The sequence below is a fragment of the Pseudomonas putida genome (genome assembly GCF_002906855.1).
GTDB classification, from domain to species: domain Bacteria; phylum Pseudomonadota; class Gammaproteobacteria; order Pseudomonadales; family Pseudomonadaceae; genus Aquipseudomonas; species Aquipseudomonas putida_N.
Window position 1 is genome coordinate 754,154 of the sequence record NZ_MINI01000048.1, and the last position, 17,868, is coordinate 772,021.

The window sequence follows — 17,868 nt, forward strand, 5'->3', positions numbered from 1 at the left end:
CCTAAGGCTTGGGAGCGGCAACCGTGCCGATTCGTTCATCAGGAAGCAACTATGCATGTAGAAGGTTTTTTCGAGTGGCTTGGCCAGGCACTGGGTTCGTTGATCCGCTTTATCGTCGACATCATGAGCGGCCTGTTCAACCTGCTGGCCAACGCCGGGGGCAATTTCATCGATGGACTGGCACGCACGCTGGGCATGGACACCTCGCTGCTCAGCATACTCGCCCTGATAATCGGCCTGATGCTGCTGTATTCGGCAATCCGCGCCTTCATGCGCGCATCGATCATCCTCGGGATCATCTGGCTGGTGTTGGGGTTGTGGGTGATGAGCTGGGTCATTCACTGAAGAACAGCTGCAAGCCTTGAGCTACAAGCTGCAAGAAAGCCAATCTGCTTCACTTGCAGCTTGTAGCTTGCGCATCAGCGCGCCTTTACCGTCATCTCGCCTTGCCCATCCCCCACCGCCTGCAGGTTCGGTCGATACATCGACTCCACCTGCGGCGGCGGCACCCGGTAGGTGCCCGGGGTCACCGCTCGCGCCAGGTACAACAAGTGCGTGGTGCCATAGCCATCGAGCTTGAGGGCCGCCACGTAGCGGTCATCACGGTACTCCTGGTGCACCACGCTGGCGTTCTGCATCGACTCACGCCACTGCTTCACCGCACTGCTGGCGTTGTCCAGGCTGGCAGCGCTTTGGGCCAGGTTCTGGTTCTCCAGTTCCAGGCCTGCTGGCAGCAAATCGACCACCAGGGCATCCGGCACGCGATCGCTGGCCTTGAGCGCCAGGTGTACCAGCACCAGGTCGCCGCTGCGCAGGTTGTGCAGGTCCAGCGCCTGGCCGTTCATGCCCAGATACTCCCGGCGGATCTCCATGCCATTGCCACCCGCGACAGGCGCCTGACGTGGATAGCCCGACAGGGTCAGTTGCTGATAGAGCGTTTCGCTGCCCTCGTTCTGCACGCTAAGCGGCGAGGCCAGCAACGGCCCTTCGAGCTTCATGCCCGCTTCGACGTTGTTGAACTCACGCACTTCACCGGCACTGTCCAGACGTGCCTTCCACGGTGCCTCCGGCTTGCCCAGCAGGCCACGGCCGGCCAGATACAAGGCGTTGCGCTCCTGGGTCGACAACCAGCGATTGGCCGCCAGCTCGTCCGACAGGGCAAACAGACGCTGGTCGACCTGGTTGCTGGCCAGTTTGCTCTCCTGCAGCAGCGCCAGGATCAGTGCCTGGTCGCGCAAGCTGCTGCCATAGTCGGCCATCCAGCCCTTGCTACGGCTGATGCCCAGGCCCGCCTGCAGCGCTTGCTCGGCGCGCGGCTTGTCGCCCATGGCGTCCAGCGCGACCGCCAATTGCACCAGCGGCAGGCCGGAGCGGGCATCGGCACGGCGCTCGAACAGGCTGCGCAAGGCGCCCAGCGGTGCCTGCTGGCTGCGCGACAGCACCAGCGCGGCGTAGGCTTGCACGGCAAAGCGGGTGTGCTCGGCGTTTTCGCTGTAGTCGACTTCGATCAGGTTGCGTTCCTGCAAGTAGCGCAGCAGGCGCTCGTTGGCCTTCTTCAAGGCCTCGGCCGGCACGCCGTAGCCCTGATTGCGGGCACGCAGGAGGAAGTCGCTGACATAGGCCGTCAGCCAGTATTCCTCTTCACTGTCCGAACTCCACAGGCCGAAGCTGCCGTTGTAGCGCTGCATGCCGAGCAGGTGCTCGATGCCCATCTCGATCTTGCGCTTGCGCACCTCGGCCGGCTCACCCTTGATGCCCAGGCGCTTAAGGCTCTCGGCATCAGCGTACAGTGACGGATACAGGCCACTGGTGGTCTGCTCCAGGCAGCCGTAAGGGTAGGCTTCGAGGGCGCGGATCTGTTCGGCCAGGTTCAGTGGCGGGCGGCTCGACAGCGCCAGGCTGGCTTCCAACCCCGCTGGTTCAAAGGTGGCCAGGTCGCTTTCCGGCAAGGTCCATGGCTGGTCCTTGAGGGCCACGCGGTAATGTTTGAGCATCGCCGGATAGGCCGGGCGCACACCAAGGGTCCATTCGCGTTCGAAGGTGTTCGCCGGTTCGCCCGGCAGTTGCAAACCATTGACCCGCACCTGCACCTTGCCCTGCCCCAGACCGCCCAAGGCCTGCACCGGGATCAGCAGCGTGCTGCGCTGGCCTTCGGCCAGGGCGATAGTCTGCTGGGCGCTGGCCGTCAGGCTCAGCTGGCCTTCAGTGCGGATCTCGACACTCAACTGTTGCGCACGCCCCGACAGGTTGGCCAGGTCCAGCGCCAGGCTGGTGCGGTCACCGCCGGCCAGGAAGCGCGGCGCCGACAGTTCGGCGATCAGCGGCGCGGCTACCACCGTCTTGCCTTCGGCCATGCCGAAATGCTCGTCGGTCCAGGCCTGGGCCATCAGCCGCAACTCGCCATTGAAGTCGGGAATATCGACGGTCGCCTCGCCCTCCCCCTGGTCGTTCAGGGTTACCGCCAGGCTTTGCTGGGCAACGATGGTCACCGTGGTGTTGGGCCGCTTGCCGCCCTTGGCCATCGCCGCGTCACCGCCGAAGGCGAGGCTGGCCAGGCGGCCTTGGCCGGCTTCGATCAGCTGGCCGTAGATGTCCAGCTGGTCGGCGCCGTAGGCCTTGCGGCCGAACAGGCTGGCAAACGGATCGGGGGTCTTGAAGTCGGTGATGTTGAGGATGCCGACATCGACTGCGGACAGCAGCACATGCACCTGCTTCGGCACGCTGCCGTCAGCATTGGCGGCCTTGATCTTCACCGTCAGCGGCTGCTTGGGCCGCATCTTCTCCGGTGCCTGCAGGCTGACCGCGAGCTTGCGCTCGGCACGTGCCAGCGGCAGGTGCAGCACGCCGACGGCGCGCTTGGGCGTGGCATTGGCCTTGCGCTCACCCGGGCGGATCACCAGCGCGCTGATGTACAGGTCGTGGCGCGCCCACTGTTTGTCCAGCTGCACATCGAAGGTCTTGCCCTCAGCGGGCACCTCGATTTCCTGCCACCACAGCGGGCCATCACTGGATTCGACCATCAGGTAGCCGCTGCCAGCCGCAGGCGGGGTCACGGTGACCTTGGCGGTGGCGCCGTCGGCATAGGCCGGTTTGTCCAGCGCCAGCTTCACTTGGTCCGGCCGCACCGCGCCGCCTTCAGCGTTGTCCTGGGCACGGTAACCGGCCCAGAAGCGCTCGCTGGAAACCAGCCCGGTCTCAGGGTCTTCCACCTCGACGCGGTACGGGCCCCACTCCACCTGGAAGCTCAGCTTGGCGGTGGAGCCGGCCTTGACGCTGACCGTTTCCTCACTCTGGGTAAGGAATTTCTCGTTGTAGTTGTAGCTCCAGCCATCGCTCTGCGAGTAATTCCAGTAGTAGTCGCGACGCTCGCGGATCAGGCGCACCTTCAGGTCATTGGCGGCGAGCTTGTTACCTTCGCGGTCGGCCACGAGGAACTCGAATTCCACCGGGCCATCGCTGTCGGTTTCTTCACCGTCGAACAGGCCGCGCAGGCCTGGCAGGCGCTCGGCAGGCCAGATTGGCTGCTCCAGGCGGCGGGTGATCGGCCGGCCGCCAGACTCCTGCAGGCTGGCCTGCACGGTCAACTGCAGCGGCGAGCGTGCTTCGGCCCAGTGGCTCTCGATATCGACCACAGCCTTGCCAGCCTGGTCGAGGGTGACTTCGTCCAGCTCCAGATCCTGGGTCAGTTCGGTTTCAGTAACCGAGCCGAACTGGTAGCCCGGCAGTGCCGGCACGGCTTCGCGCAGTGGACGCACATAGGCTTGGCCGCTCAAGCGGTTGCCGGCAGCCGGCGCACCGTAGAGGTAGCGGCCATTGACCTGGATACGCGCATCTTCCTCGGGCGACAGCGGTGTATCGCTGCCCTTGAGTTCAAGTGCCAGGCGCTCGGGAAGGAAGTCTTCGACGAGGAACTCGTAGACCTGCTTGCGCCCGCCGCCCAGGTCAAGCAGCAATTGCCAGCGGCCGGTCGGGGCCTCGGTGGCCAGTTGCAGCTGGTACTGATACAGGCCATTGGCATCGGCCTCCCAGACGAACTTGCGGCTGACCTGCTCATCCGGCCGACGCACTTCCACGCTGACCGGCTGGGCCTTGACCGGCTTGCCATCCTGGTCGCGCAGCAAACCGTTGAGCAGCACCGTTTCACCCGGGCGATAAAGGTCGCGCGGGCCGAAGATGAAGAACTGCAGCGGGTTGGCCTGGGGGCCGGTGATGTCGAACTCGGCCAGGTCCAGGGCAGCGGTGTTCAGGCGAAGCAAGGTGGTGTGCACGCCCTGGGTGGCGATCAGGGTGTCGGCCTTGGCCGTGATCGGCAACTGGGCATGGCCGGCGCCGTCGGTCTTGGCCTGGGCCAGCAGCTTGCCCTTGTCGTCATGCAGCTCGAGGTTGACGTCCTTGAGTGCCTTGCCGCCTTCCAGGGCCTGGGCGAACACGTCCAGGCGGTCACGGTAGCGGTGGGCGGACACACCGATGTCGCTGAGGGTGAACAGCGTCGCCGGCTGCGAATAGTCATAGGTACCGGAGGCACGCATCACGGCCAGGTACACGCCTGGCTCCTGCAGCGGCTTGATCCCGGCAATCGGCAGCAGCACGGTTTCGCGGGTGTTGCGCGCCGGGTTCAGGTCGAAACGGCCGCTGTAGACCATCTCGGCCATGTCCAGGGTTTCCTTGGACTGGTAGTAGTACAGGCTGCTGTTGCGGCCCCAATTGGCCAGGAAGGTGGAGAGCATCTGCGGTTTGACCCGGAAGAACTCGACATCGACCTTGGGCACGTTCAGCGCGATCACCGGCAGGCCTTCGGCCAGGCGGGTGGGCAGCAACGAACCACGGCTGGCAAAGCCGACGGTGGGTTGCATGTCGCGGGTTTCCAGGCGGCTCACCGATTCGCTGTCGAGCTGCTTACCGTTGACCGCGAGCAAGCCCTTGTCGACGGTCAGCACCAGCTTGCGCTGCGGCTCGAGGTGGCGCAGGCGCAACTCCATCTGGTTGTCGGAAAGCTCCCAGGCACCGTCGACCTTGCCTTTGACCGTATCGACCAGGTGCACCTTGGCGGCGAAGTCCTGCTTGGCGTCCAGGGGTGCCGAGAAACTGATCGACAGGGTACTGGCGCCATCGAGTTGCACTTCCGACACATCCAGCACGCTGAGCTCGCGCCCTTCGTAGCGCTTGGCGAGGACAGCAGGGTCCTCGCGCTTGGGCGCCGGGGCCTCGACCGCAGCGCTCGCGGCCGGTTTTTCGGCGGCAGCGGGCTTGTCCGGCGTCGAGGAATCACAGGCACTGAGCAAGGCCAGCGCGCAGGCCAGCAACAATCCTTTGTTGAACATGGAGTGGGAACTCTTTGGCAGCGTGTACGTGAGGGCAGCAACTATAGCGCAACGGTGGACGTGAGACTTTCAACGATGCGGCAAGTGAGACCCTGTTCGGGCGAATTGGTTGCCTGGCCGGTACACTGTGTCCAGCCAAATACTGGGGACGCTTTGCGCCCCGCAGCTTCAGGAATAGCAATGTCGCAACTGTCCGCCGACTGGCAACACCGCCCCACCCACCTCAAGGTCTGGGCGCTGGCCGCGCCGATGATCCTCTCCAACATCTCGGTACCGCTGGTGGCGCTGGTCGACAGCACCGTGATCGGCCACCTGCCCCACGCCCACCAGCTCGGCGCCGTGGCCGTGGGGGCGACGCTGTTCACCTTCATGGTCGGCCTGATGGGTTTCCTGCGCATGGGCTCCACCGGTTTCGCCGCCCAGGCAGCCGGGCGTACAGACGGCGCTGCCCTGCGTCAGGTACTGGTCCAGGGCCTGCTGCTGGCCGTGGCCTTCGCCCTGCTCATTGGCCTGCTTGCCCTGCCCTTCAGCCAGTTGGCGCTGCACGCCATGCAACCAAGCGAGGCGTTGCAGCAATCCACCGAAGACTTCTTCCATACCCGGCTGCTCGGTCTGCCGGCCGCGCTGGCCAGCTATGCGCTGGTCGGCTGGTTCCTCGGCACACAGAACGCACGCGCGCCGTTGGCGATTCTGCTGACCACCAACCTGCTGAACATCGCCCTCAACCTGTGGTTCGTACTGGGTCTGAACTGGGGCGTGCTGGGTTCGGCACGGGCCTCGGTGATTGCCGAATGGAGCGCTGCGTTGCTCGGCCTGGCCCTGACCCGCCCGGCCCTGCGCGCCTACCCCGGGCAGATCGCCTGGGCTGCCCTCAAGCGTTGGCAGGCCTGGCGCCCGCTGCTGGCGGTGAACCGTGACATTTTCCTGCGCAGCCTGGCGCTGCAACTGGTGTTCCTGCTGATCACCGTGCAGGGTGCCCGCCTGGGCGAAGCCACGGTGGCGGCCAATGCCCTGCTGCTCAACGGGCTGCTGCTTACTGCCTACGCCCTCGATGGCCTGGCGCATGCCGTGGAGGCGCTGTGCGGGCATGCCATTGGTGCGCGGGATCGAGATACCTTGCGCCGGTCACTGGTGGTGGCCTGCGGTTGGTCGCTGATCACCAGCCTGGGGTTTGCCGGCTTGTTCCTGCTGGGCGGGCACCTGTTCATCGACCTGCAGACCAATATCGAGAGCGTGCGAGCGGCGGCTTATCCGTACTTGCCGTACCTGGCGCTGCTGCCGTTGATCGCGGTGTGGAGTTACCTGCTCGACGGGTTGTTCATCGGCGCAACCCGGGCGCGGGAAATGCGTAATGCGATGCTGTTGTCGGTCGTGATCGCACTACCGCTCGGCTGGCTGTCGACTGAACTTGGCAACCACGGACTGTGGCTGGCATTTCTCGGCTTCATGGTTCTACGGGCACTGACGCTGGGGGCGACAGGCCTGCATTTGTACCGGCAAGGCAAATGGGTCGAGTGATCCTCAGTCCCCCATGAGCAGTCATGATGGTGATTGCCCCTATGGTCAAAAGGGATCTTCCCTACACATCTAAACTCGGCATCCTACTTACAAAGAAGTACTGACCCATTAAGTTTCACAGCCTCTTCCATTAAGCAGGGAAAGGCCGATGCAACTCAGTGGAATCAGGCAGTGGATCAGCGGAGCTGCAGCAGTTGCCATCGTGGCGATGTCATCCAACGCATCTGCGGCGGACGACCCCATCCGGGAAACGGCACTTCGTTTGGAGAACGCGCTGGATGCGCGGATCGGCTATGCGATCCATGACACCGGCACAGGCCTGGGGTGGGAGCACCGGGCCGATGAGCGCTTCCCGATGGCGAGCACAGTGAAGCTGCTGGTGTGTTCGGCCTTGCTGCGGCAGGGCCAGGTGAGGATGAAAAAGGCATGGCAGATTCAACAGGAAAGCATCCTGCCTCACTCCCCCGTGACACAGAACCTGGTCGGTAAACAGGTAGCAGCCTCCGACCTGTGCGCTTTCACCCTGAAAACCAGTGACAATGCGGCCGCCAATGGTGTGCTGGAGGTATTGGGCGGCCCCGCAGCCGTAAACGCTTTCCTGCAGGAAATCGGTGACCAGACCACGCGATCGGACCGCAATGAGCCAAGCTTGAACGAGGGACAACCTGGTGATCTGCGTGACACGACTACACCGAAGGCGATGGCAGGCACAATGAAGTCGCTGGTACTGGGCTCTGCACTGAAGGATGAGCCGAGAAGGCAGCTGACGGAGTGGCTGATGAGCAATCAGGTCGGCGGCCCACTGCTGCGGGCCGGCATCCCTGGTGACTGGCGGATCGCCGACAAGACCGGAAGTGGTGGCTTTGGCACACGGGGCGTCGTGGCGGTGATGTGGCCACCACAACGGGCTCCCATCGTCGCGGCCATCTACCTCACTGAAACCACTGCATCCATGGACGAGCGCAACGCTGCGATCGCTGAAATCGGCCGGGCCATGGTCAAGGCTGTCGCACCATAGCCCGGCTGCAGGTCACGAAGACAAGTAAGAGGAGCGGGTGAGGCCAAGGCGCAGCGCATCCAGGAACTGGGTCCGCTCACGCGCACTGATCTTGGCGCTGGCCACCTTGTCACGGTAATGAGTCATCAACTCCTCCGGCGACAGGTGCACGTAACGCAGCATGTCTTCGATGGTGTCGTGGGTCTCGATACCGGCGTGGTACACGCTGCCATCGGCATTCTGGTAGATGTTCACCGAGTCGGTGTCACCGAACAGGTTGTGCATGTCACCGAGGATTTCCTGGTAGGCGCCGACCAGGAACACGCCCAGCAGGTAGTCCTCGCCTTCGTTGACCGCATGCACAGGCATGCTGGTTTCGATGCTCTGCTCGTCGACGTACTGGTTGATCTTGCCGTCGGAGTCGCAGGTCAGGTCCTGCAGCACCGCACGCCGCATAGGTTCTTCGTCCAGGCGGTGCAGCGGGATGATCGGCAGTACCTGGCCGATGGCCCAGGTGTCCGGCAGGCTCTGGAACACCGAGAAGTTGCAGATGTACTTGTCGGCCAGCTTGTCGTTGAGCTCGTCCAGCACCTGGCGGTGCGAGCGCTGGCGGGCTTTCAGCGAGTTGTGCAGGCGGCGGCACACGGCGAAGTAGCACTGCTCGGCCAGGGCCTTCTCGGCCAGGCTGATCTTGCCATCGGCGTACTGCGCCGCCACGTCACCCATGTAGTGGGTGGCGCGCCAGTAGGTTTCGGTGACCATTTCGATGTCGGTCGGGCCCAGCAGGTCGACCAGCCATTGCACGGTTTCCGGCAGGGCCTCCTTGTTCTCGATGGTCGGCACGTCGTCGTTGTGCTTCTCGACGTCGGTCACCTGGATCACCAGCATCGCGTGGTGCGCGGTCAGCGAACGGCCGCTCTCGGAGAAGATATGCGGATGCGGCAAGCCCTGCGCGTCGCAGAACTCCTTGAGCATGCCCACCACCACGCCGGCGTAGTCGTCCATGTCGTAGTTGATCGAGCTGGCGTTACGCGAGTGGGTACCGTCGTAGTCCACACCCAGGCCACCACCGACGTCGATATGGTCGACTGGTAGCCCCAACGCACGCAGTTCGCCGTAGTAGCGAATGGCTTCCTTGAAACCGTGCTGGTAGTCGGCCAGGTTGGCGATCTGCGAGCCCATGTGGAAGTGCAGCAGGCGGATGCCTTGGTCCAGGCCGGCATCGCGGAAGCGCTGCACCACCGAGATCAGCTGGGCGGCGGACAAACCGAACTTGGACTTCTCGCCCCCGGTGTCGGCCCACTTGCTCGACGCCAGCGACGACAGGCGCACGCGCAGGCCGACCTGCGGCTTGACCTTGAGATCGGCAGCCTCGTCGATCACCAGGGCCACTTCCGACTCTTTCTCGATGACGATGAACACGTTGTGGCCGAGCTTCTGGCCCATCAGCGCCAGGCGGATGAACTCGCGGTCCTTGTAGCCGTTGCAGACGATGGTGCCGCCTTTCGGCGCCAGCGCCAGCACGGCCAGCAGCTCAGGCTTGGAGCCAGCTTCGAGGCCGATCGAGACGTTCTGCGTGGCGATGATGTTTTCCACCACCGCTTCCTGCTGGTTGACCTTGATCGGGTACAGCGCGGTGTACTGGCTCTGGTATTCCAGGCGCGCGATGTTGGCATCGAAAGCGCCGGTCAGCTGGCGTACGCGGTCCTGCAGGATGTCGGGGAAGCGCACCAGCAGCGGTAGTGACAAACCGCTCTGACGCAGCTCGTCGACCTGTTCGAACAGGTCGATCGGCGCGCTGCCGGGGCCGTTGGGGCGCACTTCGACGCGCCCGGCTTCATTGATGGCGAAATAACCAGCGCCCCAATGGCGGATGCCGTAAACACTGCGGCTGTCGGCCACGGTCCATTGGCTACCATCGTCTTTGCGTGTGCGTCGTACGGACATTCAAGTCCCCTATAGATAAGTCGAAGACACTGCCCCGCAAGGAGGCGGGCGCAGTGTAAAAGCCAAAAATGACGATTCGTCCGTGCCCTGGGGTAGACCCGGGTCACGGGAACGAGTTTAGAAAGCGTTGGGCAAAAAATCGCGGGGGCGCATCAGCCGCCGGACTTTTTCGCCTTGAAGCCCTGTTTGATCAGCTCGGCGATCAGCAGCTCGACGTGGTCGCCCTGGATCTCGATGACCCCATCCTTCAGCGCACCGCCGGTACCGCAACGGCGCTTGAGGGTGGTGGCCAGCTCCTTGAGCTGGTCGAGCGCCAGCGGCACGCCGGTGACGGTAGTCACGGTCTTGCCGCCACGGCCTTTGCTTTCACGACGCACACGGGCGATGCCATCACCTTCGGGGATGACTTGCTGCTTGCAGGTGCAGGCGTCCACCGGCTGGCCACAGTCGGGGCAATGCCGACCGGCATCGGTGGAGTAAACAAGACCGCCAAGGGCGGCGAAGGAAGAAGCTTTCTTGGCCACTTTTGTTCCTCTGTGCTGAGGACAAAAACTGGTCAGTCCCTGGGGCAGAGACCGACCGCGAAGCCCCACTCTGGCAGGGGCGGCGCTACTGCCGCAAGATCCTGCGGCAGCCCGAAAAGGGCGCGCAGTGTAACGATAAATCAGGCTGTTGCTAAGTACTGGAATGCGCCATTTTGCGAATGATTTGCGACCTTGGGGCTGCTCTGCAGCCCCAGCTCTATTTCAGGCTGGCCTTGTAGCGCTGCAACGCGGCCAGCGAGTCCGGGCAATACGGCTTTGTCAGGCTTTCCCGCTCGGCCTGCTCAAGGCTGATGAATGTCGCCTCGATCACCTCTTCCGGCTGCAACCGCAGTGGCGCATCCGACACCGCCGAATACACCGCGCACCACAGGTGGTTGTCCGGCATATCGAAATAGAACCGCTCATGGAAACGCAGCTCGACGCCTTCGATTCCTAGCTCCTCGGCCAGCTCGCGGGCAGCCGAGTCGTCATACGCTTCCCCTGCCGTCACCATGCCGCCGGCCGCCACGTCCCAATACCCCGGGTACAACGCCTTGCTCAGGGCCCGCCGATGCACACACAGCTCACCGGCACTGTTGAACAACAGGATGAACGTGCAGCGACCAATCAGGCCGCGCTCGCGCAGCTCGGCCCTGGGCAACGCCCCGAGCACCTGATCGGCGTCGTCCACCCAGGTAACCAGCTCACGGTCGGAAGCCGCCCGGTGGGCGGCCTCGTTGGCGCTGATGGCCATGCTCAACCCTGCGACAGCAACTGACGCAGGTCGATGACTGCGGCGTTGGCCCGGGAAATGTAGTTGGCCATGACCAGCGAGTGGTTGGCCCATATGCCGAAGCCGCTGCCGTTGAGCACCATCGGGCTCCACAGCGATTCCTGCGAGGCTTCCAGCTCACGAATGATCTGGCGCACGCTCACCGTGGCGTTCTTCTTCGCCAGCACATCGGCAAAGTCGACCTCGATGGCGCGCAACAGGTGCGACAGCGCCCACGCCTGGCCTCGGGCCTCGTAGAACACGTTGTCGATCTGCAGCCACGGGGTTTCCACCAGCTCTTCATCCACCTGCGGCGCCTGGCCGGCAACCACCGACTCGGTCTTCAGGGTAGTGTTGAGCTTGACCCGGCCAACACTGGCCGACAGGCGCTGCGACAGCGAACCCAGGCGGGTGGCGACGTCACCCAGCCAGTTGTTCAGGTTGTCGGCACGGGTATAGAAGGCGGCGCCCTTGTCGCCAGCGGCCAGGCGCGCCTGGTAGCGGCTCAGCGATTTGATGCCCTCTTCGAACTCCGATTCGCTCGACGGCAGGATCCAGCTCTTGTTGTCGAAGTTGAAGCGCGGCTCGGCCTTGGCCAGGTCGGCATCTTCGGTGGACTGCGATTGCGAACGGGCGAAGTCCTTGCGCAGGGCCCGGGACAGGTCACGCACCTGCACCAGCACGCCGTACTCCCAGCTCGGCATGTTGTCCATCCACAGGCCAGGCGGGAAGCGGTCGTTGGAAATGTAACCGCCCGGCTTGTTCAGCAGGGTGCCGGCCACGGTCTTGAGGGTTTCGATGGTGGTGTAGCCCACCACCATCTGCTGGCCGTTGCGCTCGGCGGCTGCCTGGGCATTCTGCTGCACCGGGAACAACGCCGGCTCCTCGCTCCAGTACCAGCCAAGGCCCAGACACACCAGCAGGTACAACCCGATCAGGGTCCCCAGGGCACGGCTCCAGAGCCCGCCAAAATAGCTACGGGCAGCGGCGCGGCGGCCATCGACACGCTCGCGGGGCTCGGCTTTGGCCTCGCGGTTTTTCCAGTCCAGCATGGCTTTGTCCTTAATCAGTCACGACGGTTCAAGGGCTTGGACCACAGGCCTGCGCCAGGGTGCCACGGCAAGCCCGCGTCGCAGCACTATAAAGCAGACACCGCCGTACGCATAAGCGACCAATGAGTCAGTAACTGAATATTCGTTCGCAAGCCTTTGTTGATGCGGCGCACATACGGGTGGAAAAAGTGGTGCTAGCATACAGCCATCATCGAACCTGCATAGCCCACTAACAAGTAGCCAGGACATGACCCAAGCCGCGGAGCCGAGCCAGGAGCGCCTTTCGCAGGAGCTCGAACAGCTGTTGCAGCGCCTGTCGCGTACGCGCCTGCGCCACGGCGACCTGCCCGACCAGCTGGAGCTGCCACCTGCGCGCAAAACGGTCTACCTGCTGCTGCACGACCATGAGCGCGCCGAGCGCCTCGCCCAGCAGCTGGAGTTCTTCGGCCTGAGCGCACAGCCGCAGCCGTGCGCCAGTGCGTTTCTGGCATCGCTGGCCGAGCAGCCTGCGGCCGCCATCGTCATGGATGTCGACTTCGCCGGCCCCGGTGCCGGCCTGCCGTTGGCGACGCTGGCACAGCGGGGCCAGGCGCAACCCATACCGCTGCTGTTCTTCAGCCTGCACGAGGCCGACACGCCGACACGCCTCGCTGCGGTACGCGCCGGGGGCCAGGCATTTCTGACCGGTACGCTGGAAGCCTCCAGCTTGCTGGAAAAGCTCGAAGCCATGACCAGCAACGCACAGCAAGACCCCTTGCGCGTGCTGATCATCGACGATTCACGTGCCCAGGCCTTGCATACCGAACGGGTACTGGCCAGTGCCGGGATGCTGACCCGCAGCCTGAACGACCCGATCCGCGCCATGGCAGAGCTGGCCGACTTCCAGCCCGACCTGATCATCCTCGACCTGTACATGCCGACGTGCTCGGGCCCGGAGCTGGCCAAGGTGATCCGTCACAACGACCGTTACGTCAGCGTGCCGATCATCTACCTGTCCGCCGAGGACGACCTGGACAAGCAGCTCGATGCCATGAGTGAAGGCGGCGATGATTTCCTGACCAAGCCGATCCGTTCGCGGCACCTGATCACCACCGTGCGCAACCGCGCCGCCCGCGCCCGCCACCTCAAGGCCCGCATGGTCCGCGACAGCCTGACCGGGCTGTACAACCACACCCACATCCTGCAACTGCTCGAAGACTGCAGCTACCGTGCCCGCCGCGAGCAGCAACCGCTGAGCTTCGCCATGCTCGACATCGACCATTTCAAGAAGATCAACGACCGCCACGGCCACCCCATGGGCGACCGGGTAATCAAGAGCCTGGCACTGTTCCTCAAGCAACGCCTGCGCAAGACCGACTTCATTGGCCGCTATGGTGGCGAGGAGTTTGCCATCGTCATGCCCAACACCCCGCTGAAAGCCGCGCACAAGGTACTGGACGAGATTCGTCGGCGCTTTGCCGAGATTCTCTACCCAGCGCAGCCAGAGGATCTGCAATGCACCTTCAGTGCCGGGGTGGTGCAACTGGACGATGAACTGGATGCGCTGAGCATGGCCAGTACGGCGGACGAGGCGTTGTACCGGGCCAAGCATGCCGGGCGTAACTGCGTGGTCAGGGTCGAGCCGTAACGGCCGAGCGCAATAGCTCAACGCCACCATCGTCATCACCTGGTAACAAATTCGCCATAAATTCAGGCGCTTATCTCTCGACTCCCCTGCAGGAAGTTCGCGGCTATGCGCCTGAAGTGGCTGACCAATTTCAACACCCTGTTGCTGGTGACTGTGTGTATCGCCCTGGGTGCGACCCTGTGGTGGTCGCAACGTGCCCTGGAGCGGCCCTATCAGTTGATGGAGCGCTACCTGGGCCTGTCGCAACAGTTCCAGAACCAGACGGCGCGCAACATCCAGGCCTACCTGGGCAGTGGCGATGCCTTGCGCCATGCTGCGGCCGTCGAGGCCAACAAGCAGCTCGAAGCCTCGCTGACCGACTGGCCGCCAGAACTCGCCGGCAAGCTGCGCCCGAGCCTGGACACCCTGCAGGCCTTCACCGCCAACGAACTGCTCGCCGCCGGCAAGCTGGCCGGCGACCCGCAAGCCTTGCTGCTGCAGGCCGAACGCGAGCTGGGGGCCAACTTCGAACAGTTGACCGCCTATGCCCGCGACAGCGGCAGCAGCGAAGCCAACCATTACCTGCTGCCATTGCTCGACGCCACCGTGCACCTGGGCCGGCTGTCGCTGGCCCGGGACAAACTGGTCAGCAGCGGCCGCGCTGAACTGGCCGACGAGGTCGAGCGCGAACTGCAGCTGATCCGCACCCAGGCCCAAGTCATCGACGGCCTGCCGCTGCTGGGCGTGACCCGGGCCGCCGAATCCAACGCCGACGACTTCGCCGCCATGATGGGCCTGGAGTCCCAGGCCAACGAACACCAGGAAGACGTGGCGGTCGGCCTCAAGCGCGAGCTGCAAAGCCTGCTCAACCGCTACCCCGCCGAGCTGCAACGCACCCGCGAGCAGATCGACCGCCGCACCGCCTTGGCCGCCAGCACCAACCAACGCCTGGAAGCTGTGCAACAGGCCATTGCCGGCCTGGAGCCGGAAGTGCGCGGCCAGCACGCGAAGATTGCTGGCGAAGTGCGCATCATCCAGGGGCTGATGATCGGCCTGATCCTGCTGATCGCCCTGCTCATCGACACCTTGCAGCGGCGCCTGGCCCGTACCCTGACCAGCCTGGCCCCGGCCCTGTCGCGCTGGGCCGAAGGCGACTTTGCCGCGCCTATCGCGCTGGGCAAGACCAACCGCGAACTGCACGATATCCAGGAGTCGCTCAACCGCTTGCGCCAGTATCTGGTGGAGCTGGTCGGCACCATTCGCCACAACGCCGAACAGGTCGCCGGCAGCAGCCACGCCCTGGCCGGCATGAGCGCGGCCTTGCACGACGGCGCAGAGCGCCAGGCCGGCGACACCGGGCAGATTCGCGATGCGCTGGGCGAGCTGGAAGCCACCATCCAGCAAGTGGCCGGCGACGCCAGCTCTGCCGCCGATGCCAGCCGCGATGCCGGCCGCGCGGTAGAACAGGGCCAGACGGTGATCGGCCAGAGCCTCTCAGGCCTTCGGGCGCTGGTCGACGAGGTGCAGGGCAACGCGCGCATGATCGAACAGCTGGCCGAGGAGTCGGCCACCATCGGCGGGGTGCTGACGGTGATTCGCTCCATCGCCGAACAGACCAACCTGCTGGCGTTGAATGCCGCCATCGAGGCCGCCCGTGCCGGTGAGATGGGCCGTGGCTTCGCGGTGGTGGCCGACGAGGTGCGCTCACTGGCGCAGCGTACTACCGGGGCTACCGGCGAAATCCAGGCGCTGATCGACCGCCTGCAGCAGGCGGCGCGAGAATCGGTGGCCGGGATGCGCACCCAGCTGGAACATGCCGAAGCCACCGCCAACCAGGCCCAGGCCGCCGATGGCGCGCTGGACGAGATTGTCAGCGCGATCCGCACGATTGCCGATACGGCGGTGCGCATTGCCGATGTCACCGCGCAGCAGAGTGGTGCAGTGAGTGAGATTCGCGATCACAGTGAGCGGATACATGAGCTGGGTGAAGACAACCTGCAGCGCATTGGCGAAGGGCGCGAACAAGGCGAACAGTTGCTGAGCCTGGGCGGGGAGCTAAGCAAGGCGGTGCGGGCCTTCAGGGTCTGAGCCCTTCTGTGCCGGCCTCTTCGCAGCTAAAGCCGCGAAGAGGCCGGCACAGGCAATACATAACTCGAGCCATGTGTCGCCGTCACTTTCAACCACCGCCAACTCCGTTATCATGCGGGCACGTTCCACCTCGCGAGTCCGCCATGCGCCGCCTGTTTTTCCTGCTGTTCCTGCTGCTGGCCAGCCCTGCTTTCGCCTCTGGCCTGCTCGACAACCGCCCCAGCGCCACCCTCGGCGCCGCTTCGCTGTCCAACAATGCCGACTTCCTGCCGGTGCACGAGGCCTTCAAGCTCAGCCTGGTTCAGGCCGACGCGCAGACCCTCAAGCTGCGCTTCGTCGCCACCGACGGCTACTACCTGTACCGCCACCGCTTCCACTTCCGCACGGAACCGGCCGACATCGCCCTGGGCCCGCCGAACATCCCAAAGGGCGAAGCCAAGCACGACGAGTTCTTCGGCGACGTGGAGGTGTACCACGGCGTGCTCGACATCGAGATCCCACGCACCGACGCCCGCGCCTTCACCCTGCTGGTGGGTTACCAGGGCTGCGCCGACAAGGGCCTGTGCTACCCGCCGGAAACCGAACGCCTGAGCATCGATGGCGAAGCGCCCGCTGCAGGTGCCGCCGTGCCTGCCAGCAACGAACAGGGCTGGAGCTGGAAGTCGCTGCTGCTGTTCTTCCTCGCCGGGGTCGGCCTGACCTTCACCCCTTGCGTGCTGCCGATGCTGCCAATCCTCTCCGGCGTGGTCCTGCGTGGCCAGGTCGGTGGCCTGCGCGGCCTGGCCCTGTCGCTGGCCTACGTGCTGCCGATGGCGGCCAGCTTCGCCGTGCTAGGCGCACTGATGGGCCTGTTCGGCGCCGGCCTGAACCTGCAGGCACGCCTGCAGTCGGCCTGGGTACTGGTGCCTTTCGCGCTGTTCTTCGTGGTGTTCGCCCTGGCCATGTTCGGCCTGTTCGAGCTCAAGTTGCCGCAAGCCCTGAGCAACCGCCTGAACAACGTCGCCAACCACACCCGCAGCGGCTCGCTGCTCGGTGCGGCAGTGCTCGGCGTGCTCTCCAGCCTGCTGGTCTCGCCCTGTGTGTCGGCGCCACTGGCCGGCGCCTTGCTGTACATCAGCGCCAGCGGCGATGCCGTGGGCGGTGCGCTCAAGCTGTTCGCCCTGGGCCTGGGCATGGGCGCACCTTTGCTGCTGATTGCCACGGGGGGCGCCGCCTGGTTGCCGAAGAGCGGCCCTTGGCTGAACACCGTGAAAAACGCCATCGGCGTATTGCTGCTGGGCCTGGCCATCGGCCTGCTCAGCCGCGTGCTGCCAGGGCCGGCGACCTTGCTGCTGGTCGGTTTCCTGGCGGCTGGCGTGGCGCTGTTCCTCGGCGCCCTGGAGTTCGTGGTCAAATCGCCACGCCAGCGCTTGGCACAATTGTTGGGCTTGGCGCTGCTGGTATATGCGCTGGCTTGCTGGTACGGCGCGCTCAGTGGCCAAGGTGACCCGCTGCGCCCACTGCCGCCCCCCGCCGCTGCAACCGTCAGCGGTGCAGTGGCCAAGGCAGATGCCTGGCAAACCGTCACCACCCCGGCCGCACTGGACGCCGCCCTGGCCCAAGCCAAGGCCGCCGGCCAACCGGTGCTGCTGGACTGGTACGCCGACTGGTGTATCAGTTGCAAGGTGATCGAACACGAAGTGCTCAATGCACCGCAGGTTCAAGGGCAGTTGAGGGCCTTCAAGCTGCTGCGATTCGACATCACCGAAAGCAGCGCCGAACAACGCACGCTGCTCGACCGCTACCAGCTGTTCGGGCCACCAGCGCTGTTGTTCTTTGCGGCGAACGGCAGCGAAATGACCACCGATCGGGTGATTGGCGAGATAAACGCCGGGGAATTTGCACAGATTCTGACGCGCGTGCGCGGCAAACTCGGTCTATAACTTCCCGCGTGCCGGGAAATTTCCCCCAATGAGTGACCAGATTTCATTATTTGGTCACATACTTCGCGCGAACCTCGGGCAACGTGCTGGCTATTGCCGGGAACTGGACACTTGCCGTCGC

11 protein-coding genes are annotated in these 17,868 nt (G+C 64.5%); 6 read left to right on the forward strand and 5 right to left on the reverse strand.

Annotation, left to right across the window (positions count from 1 at the left end; all coding sequences use genetic code 11):
* The first annotated feature begins 51 nt into the window (after positions 1-51).
* Complete coding sequence (locus BGP85_RS26275; protein ID WP_103445815.1) at positions 52-345, forward strand: hypothetical protein; 294 nt, start codon at positions 52-54, stop codon at positions 343-345.
* 74 nt (positions 346-419) lie between these two features.
* Here the strand turns inward: BGP85_RS26275 and BGP85_RS26280 are convergent, their stop codons facing one another.
* On the reverse strand, positions 420-5,321 hold the full coding sequence (locus BGP85_RS26280) for an alpha-2-macroglobulin family protein (protein ID WP_103445816.1): 4,902 nt from the start codon (positions 5,319-5,321) through the stop codon (positions 420-422).
* A 180-nt stretch (positions 5,322-5,501) separates the two neighbouring features.
* Here BGP85_RS26280 and BGP85_RS26285 point away from each other — a divergent pair, with 180 nt between their 5' ends.
* Together BGP85_RS26285 and bla are read left to right on the forward strand one after the other, a co-directional pair.
* Positions 5,502-6,839 (forward strand): MATE family efflux transporter, encoded by a 1,338-nt coding sequence (locus tag BGP85_RS26285; RefSeq protein ID WP_103445817.1) that lies wholly within the window; start codon positions 5,502-5,504, stop codon positions 6,837-6,839.
* A 148-nt stretch (positions 6,840-6,987) separates the two neighbouring features.
* Positions 6,988-7,857, forward strand: coding sequence for a class A beta-lactamase (bla, locus tag BGP85_RS26290; RefSeq protein WP_103445818.1), 870 nt, complete (start codon positions 6,988-6,990; stop codon positions 7,855-7,857).
* A gap of 12 nt (positions 7,858-7,869) precedes the next feature.
* Here bla and speA read toward each other — a convergent pair whose 3' ends face one another.
* The 4 genes from speA to BGP85_RS26310 form a co-directional block, all read right to left on the reverse strand.
* Entirely contained in the window at positions 7,870-9,783 is a 1,914-nt protein-coding gene (gene speA / locus BGP85_RS26295) for an arginine decarboxylase (RefSeq protein WP_103445819.1), read from the reverse strand.
* Between the two features lie 152 nt (positions 9,784-9,935).
* On the reverse strand, positions 9,936-10,307 hold the full coding sequence (locus tag BGP85_RS26300) for a translation initiation factor Sui1 (RefSeq protein WP_103445820.1): 372 nt from the start codon (positions 10,305-10,307) through the stop codon (positions 9,936-9,938).
* 217 nt (positions 10,308-10,524) lie between these two features.
* Complete coding sequence (locus BGP85_RS26305) at positions 10,525-11,061, reverse strand: NUDIX hydrolase (protein ID WP_103445821.1); 537 nt, start codon at positions 11,059-11,061, stop codon at positions 10,525-10,527.
* Positions 11,062-11,063: 2 nt separating this feature from the next.
* On the reverse strand, positions 11,064-12,131 hold the full coding sequence (locus BGP85_RS26310; RefSeq protein ID WP_103445822.1) for a DUF2333 family protein: 1,068 nt from the start codon (positions 12,129-12,131) through the stop codon (positions 11,064-11,066).
* Between the two features lie 247 nt (positions 12,132-12,378).
* On the opposite strand from BGP85_RS26310, the gene BGP85_RS26315 reads away from it, so the two are divergent.
* From BGP85_RS26315 to BGP85_RS26325, 3 genes are all read left to right on the forward strand, one after another.
* Entirely contained in the window at positions 12,379-13,758 is a 1,380-nt protein-coding gene (locus BGP85_RS26315) for a diguanylate cyclase (protein ID WP_103445823.1), read from the forward strand.
* A gap of 219 nt (positions 13,759-13,977) precedes the next feature.
* A complete protein-coding gene (locus BGP85_RS26320; protein WP_374755348.1) occupies positions 13,978-15,825 on the forward strand; it encodes a methyl-accepting chemotaxis protein in 1,848 nt (615 codons plus the stop codon).
* Positions 15,826-15,968: 143 nt separating this feature from the next.
* Positions 15,969-17,747: a protein-disulfide reductase DsbD gene (locus BGP85_RS26325; RefSeq protein WP_103445825.1), complete on the forward strand. Its 1,779-nt coding sequence runs from the start codon at positions 15,969-15,971 to the stop codon at positions 17,745-17,747.
* The last annotated feature ends 121 nt before the right edge of the window (positions 17,748-17,868 follow it).

Bases quoted from the DNA above. Each gene is read 5' to 3' on its own strand.
- BGP85_RS26285 (WP_103445817.1), top strand. From the start codon at position 5,502: ATGTCGCAACTGTCCGCCGACTGGCAACACCGCCCCACCCACCTCAAG.
- BGP85_RS26325 (WP_103445825.1), top strand. From the start codon at position 15,969: ATGCGCCGCCTGTTTTTCCTGCTGTTCCTGCTGCTGGCCAGCCCTGCT.
- BGP85_RS26305 (WP_103445821.1), bottom strand. From the start codon at position 11,061: ATGGCCATCAGCGCCAACGAGGCCGCCCACCGGGCGGCTTCCGACCGT.
- BGP85_RS26275 (WP_103445815.1), top strand. From the start codon at position 52: ATGCATGTAGAAGGTTTTTTCGAGTGGCTTGGCCAGGCACTGGGTTCG.
- BGP85_RS26280 (WP_103445816.1), bottom strand. From the start codon at position 5,321: ATGTTCAACAAAGGATTGTTGCTGGCCTGCGCGCTGGCCTTGCTCAGT.
- speA (WP_103445819.1), bottom strand. From the start codon at position 9,783: ATGTCCGTACGACGCACACGCAAAGACGATGGTAGCCAATGGACCGTG.
- BGP85_RS26315 (WP_103445823.1), top strand. From the start codon at position 12,379: ATGACCCAAGCCGCGGAGCCGAGCCAGGAGCGCCTTTCGCAGGAGCTC.
- BGP85_RS26310 (WP_103445822.1), bottom strand. From the start codon at position 12,131: ATGCTGGACTGGAAAAACCGCGAGGCCAAAGCCGAGCCCCGCGAGCGT.
- BGP85_RS26320 (WP_374755348.1), top strand. From the start codon at position 13,978: ATGGAGCGCTACCTGGGCCTGTCGCAACAGTTCCAGAACCAGACGGCG.
- bla (WP_103445818.1), top strand. From the start codon at position 6,988: ATGCAACTCAGTGGAATCAGGCAGTGGATCAGCGGAGCTGCAGCAGTT.